The 15,762-nt window shown below is 66.8% G+C and carries 14 protein-coding genes; 5 read left to right on the top strand and 9 right to left on the bottom strand.

The genetic code is table 11. The features are described from left to right. Positions 1-182 precede the first annotated feature (182 nt). From ABI214_RS17095 to ABI214_RS17085, 3 genes are all read left to right on the top strand, one after another. Positions 183-614 carry a DoxX family protein gene (locus ABI214_RS17095; RefSeq protein ID WP_348603711.1) on the top strand — a complete coding sequence of 144 codons (432 nt, stop codon included), beginning with the start codon at positions 183-185 and terminating at the stop codon, positions 612-614. A 110-nt stretch (positions 615-724) separates the two neighbouring features. After that, the gene (locus tag ABI214_RS17090; RefSeq protein ID WP_348603710.1) at positions 725-1,102 is read left to right on the top strand and encodes a DUF3054 domain-containing protein; all 378 of its coding nucleotides are present in this window, start codon (positions 725-727) and stop codon (positions 1,100-1,102) included. Between the two features lie 78 nt (positions 1,103-1,180). Next, positions 1,181-2,653, top strand: coding sequence for a peptide MFS transporter (locus tag ABI214_RS17085; RefSeq protein ID WP_348603709.1), 1,473 nt, complete (start codon positions 1,181-1,183; stop codon positions 2,651-2,653). A gap of 4 nt (positions 2,654-2,657) precedes the next feature. Here ABI214_RS17085 and ABI214_RS17080 read toward each other — a convergent pair whose 3' ends face one another. Then, positions 2,658-3,227 carry a TetR/AcrR family transcriptional regulator gene (locus ABI214_RS17080; protein WP_348603708.1) on the bottom strand — a complete coding sequence of 190 codons (570 nt, stop codon included), beginning with the start codon at positions 3,225-3,227 and terminating at the stop codon, positions 2,658-2,660. Between the two features lie 382 nt (positions 3,228-3,609). On the opposite strand from ABI214_RS17080, the gene ABI214_RS17075 reads away from it, so the two are divergent. After that, the gene (locus ABI214_RS17075) at positions 3,610-4,191 is read left to right on the top strand and encodes an MFS transporter (RefSeq protein WP_348603707.1); all 582 of its coding nucleotides are present in this window, start codon (positions 3,610-3,612) and stop codon (positions 4,189-4,191) included. Between the two features lie 137 nt (positions 4,192-4,328). Here ABI214_RS17075 and ABI214_RS17070 read toward each other — a convergent pair whose 3' ends face one another. The 7 genes from ABI214_RS17070 to ABI214_RS17040 form a co-directional block, all read right to left on the bottom strand. After that, entirely contained in the window at positions 4,329-5,654 is a 1,326-nt protein-coding gene (locus ABI214_RS17070) for an MFS transporter (RefSeq protein ID WP_348603706.1), read from the bottom strand. A gap of 59 nt (positions 5,655-5,713) precedes the next feature. Beyond that, positions 5,714-7,264: an HAL/PAL/TAL family ammonia-lyase gene (locus tag ABI214_RS17065; protein ID WP_348603705.1), complete on the bottom strand. Its 1,551-nt coding sequence runs from the start codon at positions 7,262-7,264 to the stop codon at positions 5,714-5,716. A gap of 868 nt (positions 7,265-8,132) precedes the next feature. Continuing rightward, entirely contained in the window at positions 8,133-9,683 is a 1,551-nt protein-coding gene (locus ABI214_RS17060) for an HAL/PAL/TAL family ammonia-lyase (RefSeq protein WP_348603704.1), read from the bottom strand. Positions 9,684-10,209: 526 nt separating this feature from the next. Beyond that, positions 10,210-10,809 (bottom strand): histidine phosphatase family protein, encoded by a 600-nt coding sequence (locus ABI214_RS17055; protein ID WP_348603703.1) that lies wholly within the window; start codon positions 10,807-10,809, stop codon positions 10,210-10,212. A gap of 59 nt (positions 10,810-10,868) precedes the next feature. After that, positions 10,869-11,606 carry an SDR family NAD(P)-dependent oxidoreductase gene (locus tag ABI214_RS17050; RefSeq protein ID WP_348603702.1) on the bottom strand — a complete coding sequence of 246 codons (738 nt, stop codon included), beginning with the start codon at positions 11,604-11,606 and terminating at the stop codon, positions 10,869-10,871. Beyond that, a complete protein-coding gene (locus ABI214_RS17045; protein WP_348603699.1) occupies positions 11,603-12,634 on the bottom strand; it encodes a phosphotransferase family protein in 1,032 nt (343 codons plus the stop codon). Before ABI214_RS17045 ends, ABI214_RS17050 begins: the two co-directional genes overlap by 4 nt. Beyond that, complete coding sequence (locus tag ABI214_RS17040; protein ID WP_348603698.1) at positions 12,631-13,845, bottom strand: acyl-CoA dehydrogenase family protein; 1,215 nt, start codon at positions 13,843-13,845, stop codon at positions 12,631-12,633. Before ABI214_RS17040 ends, ABI214_RS17045 begins: the two co-directional genes overlap by 4 nt. Positions 13,846-14,053: 208 nt before the next feature. Here ABI214_RS17040 and ABI214_RS17035 point away from each other — a divergent pair, with 208 nt between their 5' ends. Next, positions 14,054-15,112, top strand: a complete 1,059-nt coding sequence (locus ABI214_RS17035) for a M48 family metallopeptidase (RefSeq protein ID WP_348603697.1) — start codon at positions 14,054-14,056, stop codon at positions 15,110-15,112. A gap of 12 nt (positions 15,113-15,124) precedes the next feature. Here ABI214_RS17035 and ABI214_RS17030 read toward each other — a convergent pair whose 3' ends face one another. Next, positions 15,125-15,736 (bottom strand): TetR/AcrR family transcriptional regulator, encoded by a 612-nt coding sequence (locus ABI214_RS17030; RefSeq protein ID WP_348603696.1) that lies wholly within the window; start codon positions 15,734-15,736, stop codon positions 15,125-15,127. Between the last annotated feature and the right edge of the window lie 26 nt (positions 15,737-15,762).

The raw sequence follows: 15,762 nt of genomic DNA, 5'->3' as shown, positions 1-15,762 counted from the left end.
TCGGGGCCTCTCTGACAGGCAGATCGGGACACGGTTGCGCGGAGGGTATCGAAGGCGCGCGCGGCCCGGAGGCGGATTCGGCACTTCGACGATGCGGACGATGAGTTTCGAGCGGAGGACCGGTCTGTACGGCAAAGGCTCCGCGCATCGGGTGCGGAGCGGCCAGAGGAACGGAGCGCACCATGACCACCGCAGTCCCCCACACCCTCACCAACCCGACCGCCGCCACCGTGTCGCCGCGGGCCCGCCGCGTCGGGCTCGTCGTCACCGGCCTGGTGGTGGCCTTCCTGCTGTTCGACGCCGGCATCCACCTCGCGAACATCCAGCCGGTCCGCGACTCGATGACCGAGTACGGCTTCCCCGAGTACGCGCCCTACATCATGGGTGTGGTGATGCTCGCGTGCCTGGCGCTGTACCTGGTGCCGGTCACGTCGATCCTCGGTGCGGTGCTGCTCACCGGTTACCTCGGCGGGGCGGTCGCGTGCAACATCCTCACCGAGCAGCCGCTGCTGTCGACGATCCTGTCCCCGGTGTACGTCGGCATCTTCGTGTGGGGCGGGCTGTACCTGCGCGACGCCCGGGTACGCACGATCATGCCGCTCGTCCGGGACTGATCCGACGCGTCTACCGCCCCTGCCCCGGTTGCCCGGATCGGCGGGGGCATCGGCGTGCCTCGGCCCCGGGTCCGCCATCCCGCGCCGGGGAGCGGCATAGGGTGGTCGTCGTGAAGAAGTACCTCCCCGCCGCAGTGATCGACGTTCTGCTCGTGCTCGCCTTCGCCGCGGCCGGCAGGAGCAGCCACGAAGAGGCAAACAGCATCGTAGGTCTGCTGACCACGGCGTGGCCGTTCCTCTTCGGTCTCGCCGCGGGTTGGCTCGTCACACTCGCGCTCTACCGCGACAAGTTCGATCCGCGTCTGACGGTCCCGACGGGTGTCGTCGTGTGGGCCTCGACGTTGGTGTTCGGAATGCTGATCCGGGTGCTGGTGGGCCAGGGCACCGCGTTCTCCTTTATCCTGGTCGCGGCGTCGTTCCTCGCCCTGTTCCTCATCGGATGGCGGGCGTTGTATCAGACCCGGCGGTCGCGTCGGCCTCTCGCCTGACCTTCCCACTCCTTATCGCTACACCTGCAGCGGGCCGCTGCCTGCTGCCTGCACGACACGACAGTCCCCGGAGTACCCATGAGTTCGCGAGTCGAACAACTGCCCTCTACCACCCCTTCCGACCGCGGCTTCTTCGGGCAGCCGTTCGTGCTGGCGAACCTGTTCGGGGTGGAGATGTGGGAACGCTTCTCGTTCTACGGCATGCAGGGCATCCTGCTGTACTACCTGTACTACACCGCCGAGCAGGGCGGACTCGGCCTGGACATTGCGGCCGCCACGAGCATCCTCGGCGCGTACGGCGGCACCGTCTACCTGTCGACCATCGTCGGCGCGTGGGTCGCGGACCGGCTGCTCGGTTCCGAACGCACCCTCTTCTACAGCGCGTGCCTGGTCATGCTGGGCCACATCTGCCTCGCGCTACTTCCGGGTCTGGCCGGGGTGGGCGTCGGTCTGATCATGATCGCGCTCGGCAGCGGGGGGTTGAAGGCGAACGCCACCTCGCTGGTCGGTGACCTCTACGCACCGGACGACCAGCGACGCGACGCCGGGTTCTCGATCTTCTACATGGGCATCAACCTGGGCGGCCTGCTCGGTCCGCTGCTGACGGGGTGGGCGCAGAAGAACTGGGGCTTCCACGTGGGCTTCGCGCTGGCCGCGGTCGGTATGGCGCTAGGCCTGATCCAGTACACCCTGGGCCGACGCCGCCTCAACGGGATCGGCTCACGTGTTCCCAATCCACTGCCGGCCGCCGACCGGCCGCGCATGGTGGTGTTGGCCGTCGTCGCGGTCGTCGTGGTCGCCGCGCTGGCACTGACCGGGGTGATCACGACCGACCATCTGTCCACGATCGTCGTCACGCTCACGCTCATCGCCGCGATCGCCTACTTCGCGGTCATCCTCACCAGCCGCCGGATCACCGCGCAGGAGCGCAGCCGGGTAATCGCGTTCATCCCGATGTTCATCGCGAGCGCCGTCTTCTGGTCGCTGTTCCAGCAGCAGTTCACGACGGTCGCGATCTACGCCGACGAGCGCCTGGACCGCAACCTGTTCGGATGGGACTTCCCGCCCACGTGGGTGCAGTCGATCAACCCGGTGTTCATCATCATCTTCGCCGGCGTGTTCGCGGCCGCGTGGACGAAGCTCGGCAAGCGCCAGCCGTCGTCGCCGATCAAGTTCGCGCTCGGCACCGGCATCATGGGCCTCGCGTTCCTCTGCTTCATCCCGATGTCCGGCGGCGGTGCCAACAGCGCCCCGCTGCTCGGACTCGCCGGCATCCTGCTGATGTTCACGTTCGCCGAACTGCTGCTGTCGCCGGTGGGTCTGTCACTGTCGACCAAGCTCGCGCCCGCCGCCTTCCACACCCAGATGGTCGCGCTGTTCTTCCTGTCGATCGCGCTCGGCTCGAGCCTCGCGGGCACGCTGTCGGGCTACTACAGCTCCGACAACGAGGTGCCGTACTTCGCGACCATCGGCCTGGCCTCGATCGGCATCGGCGTCCTGATCGCGGTGATGTCACCGTGGATCCGCAAGCTCATGCGCGGGGTGCACTGACCGCTCACGCGGTGTCGGCCAGCGCCTGGGCGACGAGCGTGTCGATGTGCCGGACGACCCGGTCGAGGTGGTCCACGCGACCGTGCAGCCCGTCATGGACCACCGCACCTTCGAGGAGCAGGAAAGCGATCTCGGTCAGCTGATCGGGGTCGTGGACCCCGGACTCGGCGAGATCGGCCCGGAGCAGTTCCGTCACCTCGGCCTTACGGGCGAGGATGCTCGCATAGAGCTCCGGGCGACTGTGCAGTTCCGCGGCTGCGTTCAGGAGGCCACATCCCCGGAAGTCGGCACCGATCGCCTCCACGTGGTCGAGGTAGGAACGCGGGACGCTCGCGGGGATGTCCGCGGGCGTTTCCGCGGCGGCACGGCGCGCATCGTAGAGGGCCCGCCACGTGTCGAACCGGTGTTGGAGGTACTCGGCGATCAAGTCGTCCTTGGACGCGAAGTTCTTGTACAGCGACATCCGAGCCACGCCGGCCTCGTCGGTCAGCGTGTTGATGCCGGTCGCGCCTATGCCGTCGCGGTAGAAACGCTCCTCCGCGACGGCCAAGATCCGGCCGTGTGCGATCCCCACTGGCGAACTCCCGTCACCGCGGCGATGCTGTCGATCGCCGCGACCGTCCTGTTCGCCACCGCGGGCAGTGTGACGACGATCGGCTTCGCGCGGGTACTGAGTGGCGTGAGCGTCGGCCTGTGCACCGGAACGTTGACCGCGATGCTGAAGGACGCCCTCCCCGCCCGGCAGGCCGCGGTGGTCTCGTCGGCGAGTATCGCCACCGGCCTCGCGTCCGGACCACTGCTCACCCAGGCCGCGATCGCATGGCTGCCGGACCCGGCCCACACCGCGTACTGGCTCTATCTTCCGCTTCCGATCGCCGCGTTGCTGTTGTTCGCAACCCATCCGGGACCCGCACGGGTTCGCACCGCGTCACCCTCGCAGTCATCCACGGAACCTCTTGCACGCCAACGGGTTGCGCTGCCCACTGCGACGCTGTGCTGCCTACGCCCTCAACGGGTACTACCTCGCACTCGTACCGACCCTGATGCAGCAGAACCTCGCGTCCGGCACTCTGATCGCGTCGCTCGCGGTGTCGATTCTGCCGGCAACCTCTGCCGTCGGCCAGAGCTTCACACACAGTCGCGGGCACGCCACGATCGAGCGCACAGGACTGGCCTGTCTCGTGACAGGCGCGGTCGCCGCTACCGCGGCCGTCGTCGGCGCATCCATCGTTGGATTCCTCGGTGCGACAGTGGCTCTCGGTGTCGGACACGGGCTGACCACGTCGAGCAGTCTGACGGCACTGCATGCGGCGGTGCCACCGCACCGGTCGGCCGAGATCATCGCGGGATACTTCGCGTGCGGCTACCTCGCGAGTGCCGTGCCCATCCTCGGCGTCGGCTGGCTCGGCGACCACGTAGGGCTCACGTCCGCGGGCGTCGTGTTCTTCGGCATCGTCGCCCTCCTTGCCGTCGGATGCGGGATCGTGCTCCGATCACCCGACCATCAGGTCACGGACGGACGTGCCCGGTCTCGTTGACCGACGCGAAACGACGAACCCCGTTGCGGGAAACTGCGGTGCAGAAGAACGCTGAAGCCTCGAAGCCGCCCCACGGGGGGCGACTTCGAGGCTTCATTGCAGTGGTTAATGCTCGTGTGTGGAGCGCGGCCGTGAAGTCAGCCGAGTTCCTCGGTGGAGAGACGGGACGTCTCCGGCGCCAACAGTACGGCTGAAATCGCACCGATCACGAGGACGCCCACCAAACCGAGCATCGAGGCGGTGACACCGAAGGAGGAGAGGGTGACGGGGAGAATGAAGGTGCCGGCAGCAGATCCGATGCGGCTGGCCCCGTTGAGAAGTCCGACACCGGCAGCGCGCATCCTGGTGGGGTAGAGCTCGGCGGGGTAGACCTGCGCGAGGTTCGACGCCGCCGACATCACGAAGGTGAAGATGGCGAAAGCCAGGACAACCACAGGCAACGGCCAGCTGGTACCGAAGGCAACGATCGCCAGCGTGACCGCCATGATGACGAACGAGTAGATCGTCAGCGGGCGGCGACCGATCTTCGCGATCGCCCACAAACCCACGATTCCACCGGCGAGGAGGAAGAGGTTCAGCATTACCCCGCTGGCGAAACCGTCTTCGTCCATACCGAGCTTGGGGAGGATCACCGGTAGGAACGTGAAGATGGCGAAGTACGGAATGACCTGGCAGTTGTAGAAGAAGATTCCGAATACCGTGTTCTTCAGGATCTTCCGACTGAACAGGTCGCGGTATCGCGCCGGCTCGGCGGATACGGTGGATGCCGCGATCTTCTCGATGTCGAGTGCGCCGTCAAGGTACTTGTTCGAAATGTGCCGTGCCTCTTCGAGTCTCCCCTTCTCGATCAGCCATCGTGGCGACTCGGGTGTGCCGATTCGCAGCACCAGGACGATCAGCGCGGGGATCGCACCACTTGCGAGCATCCAACGCCAAGAATCCGGCGACAGATTGACAAGCCACGTGCCGACGAAGAAGGAAGCGACGTAACCGACGGTCCACATCACCGTCAGGGAACCGAGGAGCCCTCCGCGGTAGCGCGTGGGGACGAACTCGGTGACCAGTGTGGGTCCGAGTGCATAGTCGGCGCCGACACCGATCCCGATGAGCAGTCGGAGCACGAGCAGCCACACCGGGCCGTCAACGAAGAACTGGGCCGCGGAGGCCACAGCGATGACGATGAAGTCCAATTGGAAGACCCGGCGGCGGCCGAATCTGTCTGCAAGCCATCCGCACACCACACTGCCGACGAGCACGCCGACCAGCATGGAACTTCCGAGAATCCCCTCCCACAGCGTGCTGAGTCCCATCGTCGGGGCCAGGACCGTGAGGACGATTCCGATGCTGCCGAGAGCATAACCGTCGGAGAAATTAGCGCCGAATGTCAGCGCCGTGATTCGTAGATGAAACCGGTTCAGCGGGGTTTCGTGATCGGGGCGGACCTTCTCCGGCGTGGCAGACAAGGACGCACCCGGTGTGCTGAGATCTGTCATGTTTGCTTGTTTCCAGACGTGATTGGTGATCAGAATTCGAGGTCGCCGACGACGGACTCGAGGGATTCGATCAGACTGCCGTCGAGGATGCCGTTCTCGAGGAGTTCGATTTCGTCGCCGAAGAATCGGTCGACGGTGACCGGGGGTGCGATCTTCCGGATGGCCTGGCGGAGGGCGTTCGATCCTTCGGAGCCGGTTTCGGGTCCGTCGAGGAGGTCGGCCGCCTGGGCCGCGCACATCAATTCGATGGCCAGGATGTAGCGGAGCTTCTTGACCCCGCGGTAGGCCTTGGTCACCGCCAGGTAGGCGTTACTGACGGTGTCTTCCTGGTTCGCGGAGGTGGTGACCGAGTCGACCGAGGCCGGGAAGGAGGCGGCCCGCATTTCCATGAGCAGGGCGGCCGACGTGTACTGCGGAATCATGTACCCGTTGTTCAGCCCGGGATTGGGGGCGAGGAAGGCGGGTAGTTCACTGAAGGCGCTGTTGACCATTCGGTCGGTTCTGCGCTCGGAGATCTTGCCCAGCACGGTGAGGGCGGTCATGATCGTGTCGGCCTGGATGCCCACGAACGTGCTGTCGAAGTTGGCGCCCATGATGGCGTCGCCGTCGTCCCCGTCGGGGATGATGACGGGGTTGTCACCCACCGAGTGCAGCTCGTCCTCGATGATCGCGACGGCGTTCTTGATCGCCCGCTTGGCGCCGCCGTGCACCTGGGGGATCCCGCGCAGACTGTAGGTGTCCTGGACGCGGTAGTGCCGGTACCTGTCGATGATCTCGCTGCCGTCGAGGATGCGGCTGACGTTGCGGGCGACCGCTGCCTGCTCGGGGTGCTTCTTCAACGCATGAAGACGCGGATCGTAAGCGCAGATCGTTCCCTTGAGCGCCTCGAGGCTGAGCGCGGCGGCCGCGTCCGCAATGGTGGCGGCGCGGACCGCGTCGTAGGCGAGCAGCACGCCGATGCCGGTGACGGAATGAGTTCCGTTCGTCAGCGTCAGCCCTTCCTTGCACCCGAGGGTGACGGGCTGCAGTCCGAACATCTCGAGTGCCGCTCCGCCGGAAACCAATTCGCCGTTGGCCCACGCGCGCCCTTCGCCCAACAGCACCAGCGCCATATGCGCCTCGACGCTCAGGTAGCCGACCGAGCCCTCACCGGGAGCATAGGGGGTAATGCCGTTGTTGAGGAGCTCGCGAATGAGATCGAGAGTGGCGAAGCTGGTTCCCGAGACCCCCTGGCCGAGGCCGACCAGCATCATCAGCTGGATCGCGCGCACGACCTCCCTGGAAAGAGGGTCTCCGACGGAGACCGCATGGGAGAGGATGATGTTGCGCTGCAACGCGGTTGCATCCTCCGGTGCGATCACCTCGGTCACGTTGTCGCCGAAGCCGGTGGTCACTCCGTAGATCAACCGGTTCTCGTCGAGGAACTTCTCGATGAGACCCCTCGACTTCCGGACCCGATCCTCGTAACAGGGAGCGAATTCGACACGAGCGCCGAATCGGGCGACGGCCACGAACTCCTCGATGGAAATCGGCTGATCGTCCAGGGTTACGGACTTGATCTCTTGCGCGTGTGTCGCCATGTTTCCCTCAAACTCTCGGGGTCTCGATTTGTTGTCGTTCCCAGCCCCGGTCACACCCGCCCGTCAGCGCTACGAATGGACCCATCCTTGGTATGTCACGAGCAGGTTCCGTGCACATCCCGGCGGGGGTCATCCGTGACGCAAGCCATCGTGCCGGAGATCGGGTATGACGTGAACCACAGGTTGTATAGTCAGGTATAGATAACTGTCGTGTCAAGGGGCGAAGGTAGGCCCCCAGCTGCGGTGACCATAGGTTATGGCTCATCTGCGCTGCATACGGCCCCTGGGCGGCCAGCCGACGCCGTCGCCCAGACCTCCCCCCTGGACACGCGCCACGCCGACTGCATCCACGGCGGGGCTGTGATTCGGCCGAGATTCGAATCGGCGATGATCTTCACTTCCGTCACGATCGGAGCACGGGCGTCTGGTGTCATCACGGGAGGAGTCGACCGCAGGTCGACGCATGAAACAGGGCCGGCTATTCCGGACTGCCCGACGCCGGCGGACGTCGGCGCGATCTGGACACTACGATCTCGTCCGGGCAATCACCAGGGTGGACGTTCTTGACACTTTCCGACAGCGACTACCGATGAAGCCTTCTCGAAGGTCGAGTCGACGCGTCGTCACTACACATGGTCCGCCACGGGTATTACGTTCGAAATCGAGCATCGAAGTGACGATCAATTCTCGAACCGTTACAACGTCATGGCGGCACACACCGAGGCCCTCCCCTCAGCCTGATTGCTTCGCAGCAACATTCAGACTTCGGGAGGCCAACGGCTCTCAGCAGATCGACCCGTCGAACTCCTCGCAAAACCGGGCCTCCCGGTCAAGATCGAAGTGCCTCTGAAATCCGCGTGATCGGTGGTCAGAATTCGAGGTCGCCGACGACGGACTCGAGGGATTCGATTAGACTGCCGTCGAGGATGCCGTTCTCGAGGAGTTCGATTTCGTCGCCGAAGAATCGGTCGACGGTGACCGGGGGTGCGATCTTCCGGATGGCCTGGCGGAGGGCGTTCGATCCTTCGGAGCCGGTTTCGGGTCCGTCGAGGAGGTCGGCCGCCTGGGCCGCGCACATCAATTCGATGGCCAGGATGTAGCGGAGCTTCTTGACCCCGCGGTAGGCCTTGGTCACCGCCAGGTAGGCGTTACTGACGGTGTCTTCCTGGTTCGCGGAGGTGGTGACCGAGTCGACCGAGGCCGGGAAGGAGGCGGCCCGCATTTCCATGAGCAGGGCGGCCGACGTGTACTGCGGAATCATGTACCCGTTGTTCAGCCCGGGATTGGGGGCGAGGAAGGCGGGTAGTTCACTGAAGGCGCTGTTGACCATTCGGTCGGTTCTGCGCTCGGAGATCTTGCCCAGCACGGTGAGGGCGGTCATGATCGTGTCGGCCTGGATGCCCACGAACGTGCTGTCGAAGTTGGCGCCCATGATGGCGTCGCCGTCGTCCCCGTCGGGGATGATGACGGGGTTGTCACCCACCGAGTGCAGCTCGTCCTCGATGATCGCGACGGCGTTCTTGATCGCCCGCTTGGCGCCGCCGTGCACCTGGGGGATCCCGCGCAGACTGTAGGTGTCCTGGACGCGGTAGTGCCGGTACCTGTCGATGATCTCGCTGCCGTCGAGGATGCGGCTGACGTTGCGGGCGACCGCTGCCTGCTCGGGGTGCTTCTTCAACGCATGAAGACGCGGATCGTAAGCGCAGATCGTTCCCTTGAGCGCCTCGAGGCTGAGCGCGGCGGCCGCGTCCGCAATGGTGGCGGCGCGGACCGCGTCGTAGGCGAGCAGCACGCCGATGCCGGTGACGCAAAGAGTTCCGTTCGTCAGCGTCAGCCCTTCCTTGCACCCGAGGGTGACGGGCTGCAGTCCGAACATCTCGAGTGCCGCTCCGCCGGAAACCAATTCGCCGTTGGCCCACGCGCGCCCCTCACCCAGGAGCACCAGCGCCATATGCGCCTCGACGCTCAGGTAGCCGACCGAGCCCTCACCGGGAGCATAGGGGGTAATGCCGTTGTTGAGGAGCTCGCGAATGAGATCGAGAGTGGCGAAGCTGGTTCCCGAGACCCCCTGGCCGAGGCCGACCAGCATCATCAGCTGGATCGCGCGCACGACCTCCCTGGAAAGAGGGTCTCCGACGGAGACCGCATGGGAGAGGATGATGTTGCGCTGCAACGCGGTTGCATCCTCCGGTGCGATCACCTCGGTCACGTTGTCGCCGAAGCCGGTGGTCACTCCGTAGATCAACCGGTTCTCGTCGAGGAACTTCTCGATGAGACCCCTCGACTTCCGGACCCGATCCTCGTAACAGGGAGCGAATTCGACACGAGCGCCGAATCGGGCGACGGCCACGAACTCCTCGATGGAAATCGGCTGATCGTCCAGGGTTACGGACTTGATCTCTTGCGCGTGTGTCGCCATGCTTCCCTCAAACTCGCGGGGTCTCGATTTGTTGTCGTTCCCAGCCCCGGTCACACCCGCCCGTCAGCGCTACGAATGGACCCATCCTTGGTATGTCACGAGCAGGTTCCGTGCACATCCCGGCGGGGGTCATCCGTGACGCAAGCCATCGTGCCGGAGATCGGGTATGACGCGAACCACAGGTTGTATAGTCAGGTATAGATAACTGTCGTGTCAAGGGGCGAAGGTAGGCCCCTCGGGTTGCGGTGAGTGCATTGGATTGCCCGGCGTCCACTCGTTCATCTGCGCCGCATACGGCCCGTGGGCGGCTGCCAGCCGTATTGACCGGCGACGCAGTCGGTGTGCAGCGTGCCCCGGCGAGGGCTTGGCGGATGCGACCCGAGAGGGTCACCTTGGGACCTCGAGGAGCTGTGATTCGGCCGCGATCCGGGTGCTCGACGCGACGCTCGACCGCGCCTCCATCAGCGTCGAGGCAGGCGGGCTCGACGCAATCACGCTGTCCCGCTGATCGGTTCGTGCGAACCGATCAGCGCACCGTCAGGTCGCGGACGTGCCCGGTCTCGTTGACGGATGAGACACGACGAACCCCGTTGCGCGAGATGAGGATCCGGGTGACTGAGACGTACTCGATCGGGAACGTCAGCGGTCGCGGCAGTTCGAGGATCTGCTGCAGGATCATGTTCACGACGCCGCCGTGCGCGACGACCACGACGGTGTCCTCGTGGCTCGCCTGCGCCACCACCTCCTCCGTCGCATCCAGGACCCGGCTCCGGAAGCCGTTCTCGTCGACGAAGTCCGGAAGGAAGCCGGCGCGGATGCGCGCGAAGGTCTCCGGCATCCGCTCCTTGGCCTCGTGGATGGGGACGTAACTGCCCTCGTGCCGGTCGTACTCGGCGAATCCCTCGTTCACATCGAGGGTGATGCCCGTCGACTCGACGAGCGGCCCGGCCGTCTCGACGGCTCTGCGCATGGGACTCGCGACCACGCGGGCGACGCGGACGTCGGCGAGCGCTCCCGGCAGGCGGCGGGCCTGGCGATGCCCGAACTCGGTGAGTCCGGGATCAGCCCAGCCCTCCGCCACCGAGATGCTCTCCGGCAGCGCGTGTCGGACAAGGATCAGCTGCACGATCGATCACCCGGCGCACATGCGCGCCTGCACCTTTCACTACGCACGACGATGGCGGATCAGGCTACATAGCCCGACGCGCCCGCGCGGCTGAGTACGAGCTTGGACAGCACCGCCCGGTTCGACAGCCGCATCACGGCGTCGACGAGCTCGACGATGTCGTTCACCGTCAGCATCGACTCGGCGGGGATGGAGTCCTTGGTCCAGTCGGACATGTCGGTGTCGACGTAGGCCGGGGCGATCGCCGTCGCGGCGATCCCGTTGCCGGACTGCTCGGCGTTGAAGGTCTCCACGAGGGAGATCAGAGCGGCCTTCGTCGCCCCGTACACCGCGAGGTTCGCCTCCGCGTACACGCCGGTGATCGAGGACACCGCAACCACTTTCGCGCCGTGCTCCGGGTTGTCGGCGGCACCTTTGCGCAGCAGCGGCAGCGACGCCTGCAACAGCGCGAAGGGTGCGGTGAGGTTCACCGCCACGGTCTTGTCGAACCGTCGCATGGGGTACTCGCCCACGGCTCCCGCCGAGCCGACCCCCGCGTTGAGGACGAGGGCGCGCATGGACCCGAACCGGTCAGCATGCGCGGCGGCGATGGTCTCGGCGGTGTCGGGGGCGGCCATGTCCGCGGCCACCGCGACCACGTCCGGGGCGCCGGCGGCGCGCAGTTCCGCGGCCACGCCGTCGAGCCGGGACGCATCCCGCGCGGTGACGGTGAGGGCGTACCCCTGCGACGCGAGGCGGTGCGCGATGCCCAGGCCGATGCCGCGGGACGCGCCGGTGATCAGTGCACTGTTCGTCATTGCTTTCCCTCTCCCATCGCGGCGAGCCCGGCGGCCACGAGCGGTTCGACGGCCTGGTACGCCTGCGCGAATCCGTCACCGGTCGTGGCACCCTCGCGGTGGCGGTGCGTGATGCCCTCGGCGATGACCGCGAGCTTGAAGTTGGCCAGGCCCAGGTAGAAGCCCCAGCGATCGAGGTTCCGATCGGTCACGGTGGCGTACTTGTGCGCGATCTCGTCCGGGGACGGCAGCCTCGTGCTGGTCCACGCCGCCGGCTCGCCGAGGATGACGTCCAGGGCGGGATGCCGGTAGACGCACATCTGGGCGAGGTCGGTGAGGGGGTCACCCAGCGTCGACATCTCCCAGTCGACCACCGCAACGACGCGACCGGGATCGTCGGCGGCGACGAGGGTGTTGTCGATCCGGTAGTCGCCGTGCACGATCGCCGCCTGCGAGCTGGTCGGGATCGCCTCCGCGAGGAGGGCGTGCAGGCGCTCGAGGTCGCGCAGTTCGCGGGTCTTGACGCGCTCCCACTGGCGCGACCACAGCGCGACCTGCCGGGACAGGTAGCCGTCGGGGCGGCCGAACGCCTCGAGTCCCACCTCGCGGTGGTCGACGGCGTGCAGCGCGGCGAGCACGCGCACCAGTTCGTCCACGCACGAGTCGATCTCGGCGCCCGTGAGCTTGTCGAGGTCGTCGACGGTGCGGATCACCCGGCCGTTCACGAACCCGGTCACGGCGAACGGCGCGCCCATCACGGACTCGTCCTCGCACAGCGCCACGGTAGGCGCCACCGGGACCGGGGAGTCCTGCAGCGCCGCGCACACCCGGAACTCGCGGGCGACGTCGTGCGCCGACGGCGTCAGCCCGGCGGTCGGGGGCCGTCGCAGCACCCACTGCGAGGCGTCGTCGAACACCTTGAAGGTGAGGTTGGACTTGCCGCCGGAGATCAGCTCGGCCCGCAGTTCTCCCGCGGTGGGAACTCCGGAATCGTGGAAGAAGCGTTGCAGCGCATCCAGATCAAGTCCGTCGAGGCGTGCCGTCGTCACGACTTGCCCTCCTCGCGCGCCGCGCGCTTCGCCTTGCCGACCACGCGCTTGGCCAGCGCCCAGCGGTGCACCTCGGACGGTCCGTCGTACACCCGGAAGGGGCGCACCTCGCGGGACAGTCGAGCGAGCGGCAGGTCACCGGAGACGCCCATGCCGCCGCACATCTGGATGGACCGGTCGACGATCCGGAAGATCGCCTCGGAGCCGAACGCCTTGGCGATGGACGTCGAGTCGGCGCCGCTCTCACCCTGATCGAGTTCCCAGCAGGCGCGGGTCAGCAGCGCCCGGGTGGCGGCGATGTCGATCTCGTTGTCGGCGACCATCTTCTGGATCATGCCCAGGTCGCCGAGCCGCGATCCGAAGCCCTCGCGGCGGGCGACGTAATCGACGGCGACGTCGTGGCCGCGGCAGGCCGCGCCGAGCCACCGCATCACGTGCGTCATGCGGGCGGGACCGAGGCGCACCTGCGCGTACGCGAAACCCTCGTCGACCGCGCCGAGCACGGCGTCGTCGGGCACGAACAGATCCTCGAAGAACACCTCGCAGTGGCCGCCGATCATGGCCCGGTCGAGGGTCTCGATGTGCCGGCCCACGCGGATTCCGGGCGCCGACGCGGGTGCAAGGAACATCGTCGCGCCACCACGATCGCCCGGTGCACCGGACGTGCGGGCCATGATGATGAAAAATCCCGCGCCGTCGGCGCCGGTGATGAACCACTTGTGGCCGTTGATCTTCCAGCCACCGGGCGCCTTCTCGGCGCGGGTCGTCAGCGCGGCCGGATCGGAACCGGCACCCGGCGCGGGCTCGGTCATGGCGAACGCCGAGCGCATCTCGCCCCGCGCGAGCGGACCCAGGAACTGCTCCTTCTGGGCCGGGCTCGCGACGTGCGCGAGCAGGTGCACGTTGCCCTCGTCCGGGGCGCCGATGTTGAGTGCGGTCGGACCGAACAGCGAGTAGCCGGCGGCCTCGAATACCGGGGACCGATCGCTCATGTTCAGGCCCAGGCCACCGAACTCGACGGGCGCGTGCGGCGCGAGTAGGCCCCTGTTCGACGCCTCCGCCTGCAGTTCCTTGCGCAGTTCGTCGCCGCCGGCCGCGGCGATGTCGCCGGCGTGCTCGTCCTCGATCGGCAGGACCACGTCCCGCACGAATGCCCGGGTGCGCTCGACGAGGTTCTCCACCTCGGGCGAGTACGACAGATCCACGGCCACGTCACACCTCCACGTCTCCCGACCGAACGATCGCTCGGTCGCAAGTACCGTCGCACAGCCGGAGCGATAGGTCAAGGCCCGGGCCACCGCACGCGAGCCCCGACCGACGACATTCGGACAATAGAAACCAGTCGGTCGCTATTATCGGTCTCGGCGGGCCCGCCAGATACCCGTCGCCGACGACCACCGTCTTCGACAAGGAGCCGACGTGACCACGAGTCCGGACCGCACGCGGGTCGAGTTTCCCGGGATCAGCTCTCGCGCGTGGGAGCACCCCGCCGACCGGGCCGCACTGGTGACCCTGCGGTCGCTCAGGGGGTTCGACACCATCCTGCGGACCCTGTCGGGACTGTTGCGGGAGCGCCAGCACCGGCTGATGTACCTGGCCACGGCGATCCGTGTGGACGAACGTCAGTTCCCCGATCTCGACGAACTCCGTCGGGACTGCGTCCGCATCCTCGGCGCCGACGAGACACCCGAGCTGTTCGTCCTGCAGTCGCCCGCGGTCAACTCGTTCACCATCGGGATGGACAAGCCGTTCATCGTCGTGACGACCGGGTTGCTCGACGTCATGAACTACGAGGAGCAGCGCTTCGTCGTCGGCCACGAACTGGGCCACGCCCTGTCCGGGCACGCCGTGTACCGCACGATTCTGCTGCACCTGATGCGGCTGGCCGGCACCATCGGCTGGGTTCCGATCGGCGGGTGGGCACTTCGCGGGATCATCGCGGGGCTGATGGAGTGGCAGCGCAAGTCCGAGCTGTCCGCCGACCGCGCCGGACTGCTGTGCGGCCAGGACGTCCACACCGCGCTGCGGGTGCAGATGAAGCTGGCGGGGGGTGCACGGGTCAGCGAGATCGACCCGGACGCGTTCCTCGCGCAGGCCGCCGAGTACGAGGCGAGCGGCGACCTGCGCGACGGCGTGCTCAAGCTACTCAACATCGAGCTCATGTCGCACCCGTTCTCGGTCTTGCGGGCGGCGGAGTTGAAGCGCTGGGTCGACGGCGGCGAGTACGCGCGGGTCCTGCGCGGCGAGTACCCGCATCGCTCGACCGACGACGACGCCAGCATCCGAGACGAGTTCCGCAACGCGGCAAAGACTTACAAGGACAATTTCGACCAGTCGGACGACCCGCTGATCCGCACGCTACGGGACGTCGGAAGCGGGCTCGGCGACGCCGTCGGCGCTGTCGGCCAGGGTGTGGGCGATGTCGCGGCCGACATCAAGGACCGTTTCACCCACTGGCGGAGAAGCTCCCGCAACTGACCCACCGCAGGCTCAGTCCGCGCCGACAGCTCCCCGAGCGATCTCGAGGTAGCGCTCCACCAACTCGTCGGGCGTCAGCGGGCCGTCGGGGCGGTACCAACTCGCCACCGCGACACACATGGTCGTGACGGCCCGGCTCGCGTCGTCGGGATACGGCGTACGGAAGGAGCCGTCGTCCACCCCGGCCTCCACGATCGTGTCGAGGATCCGCTGCTGATCGTCGCGCATGCCGACGTACTCCGTGCGGACCTCCGGTTCCATGCTGCGCATCTCGGTCGACGCGACGAACGCCTGCTCGCGCCGGAACATGTGGAACCGCAGCAACGATTCGACGACGGCGTCGAACTGCTCACTCGGCGAGGGACCGGCCTCGGCGAGCGCGCGCCGGGTGCGGTCGAGCAGGTCGGACATGACGACGCGCATGAGACCCGCCAGCAGGGCCTGCTTCGACGGGTAGTGGTGGTACAGCCCGGGTACCGACAATCCCGCGCGCGCCGCGACCTCGCGGATCGACGCCCCTTCGTACCCACGTTCGGCGAACATCTCCAGCGCCGCGACCAACGGCCCGGGCAGTGTCGTCGCCTCGTAGTGCCGCCAGGAGCCAGGTACCGAGTCCGAAGTCATACCCACACCGTATTCACGAGGCCACC

Origin of the sequence: Prescottella soli (genome assembly GCF_040024445.1) — a bacterium.
Lineage (GTDB): Bacteria > Actinomycetota > Actinomycetes > Mycobacteriales > Mycobacteriaceae > Prescottella > Prescottella soli.
The sequence above is the reverse complement of the archived record's forward strand: the minus strand, read 5'-3'. Positions and strand labels throughout refer to the sequence as shown.

Coding starts and splice junctions, on each gene's coding strand:
- ABI214_RS17060 (WP_348603704.1), bottom strand. CDS start 9,683: ATGGCGACACACGCGCAAGAGATCAAGTCCGTAACCCTGGACGATCAG.
- ABI214_RS17085 (WP_348603709.1), top strand. CDS start 1,181: ATGAGTTCGCGAGTCGAACAACTGCCCTCTACCACCCCTTCCGACCGC.
- ABI214_RS17030 (WP_348603696.1), bottom strand. CDS start 15,736: ATGACTTCGGACTCGGTACCTGGCTCCTGGCGGCACTACGAGGCGACG.
- ABI214_RS17050 (WP_348603702.1), bottom strand. CDS start 11,606: ATGACGAACAGTGCACTGATCACCGGCGCGTCCCGCGGCATCGGCCTG.
- ABI214_RS17065 (WP_348603705.1), bottom strand. CDS start 7,264: ATGGCGACACACGCGCAAGAGATCAAGTCCGTAACCCTGGACGATCAG.
- ABI214_RS17095 (WP_348603711.1), top strand. CDS start 183: ATGACCACCGCAGTCCCCCACACCCTCACCAACCCGACCGCCGCCACC.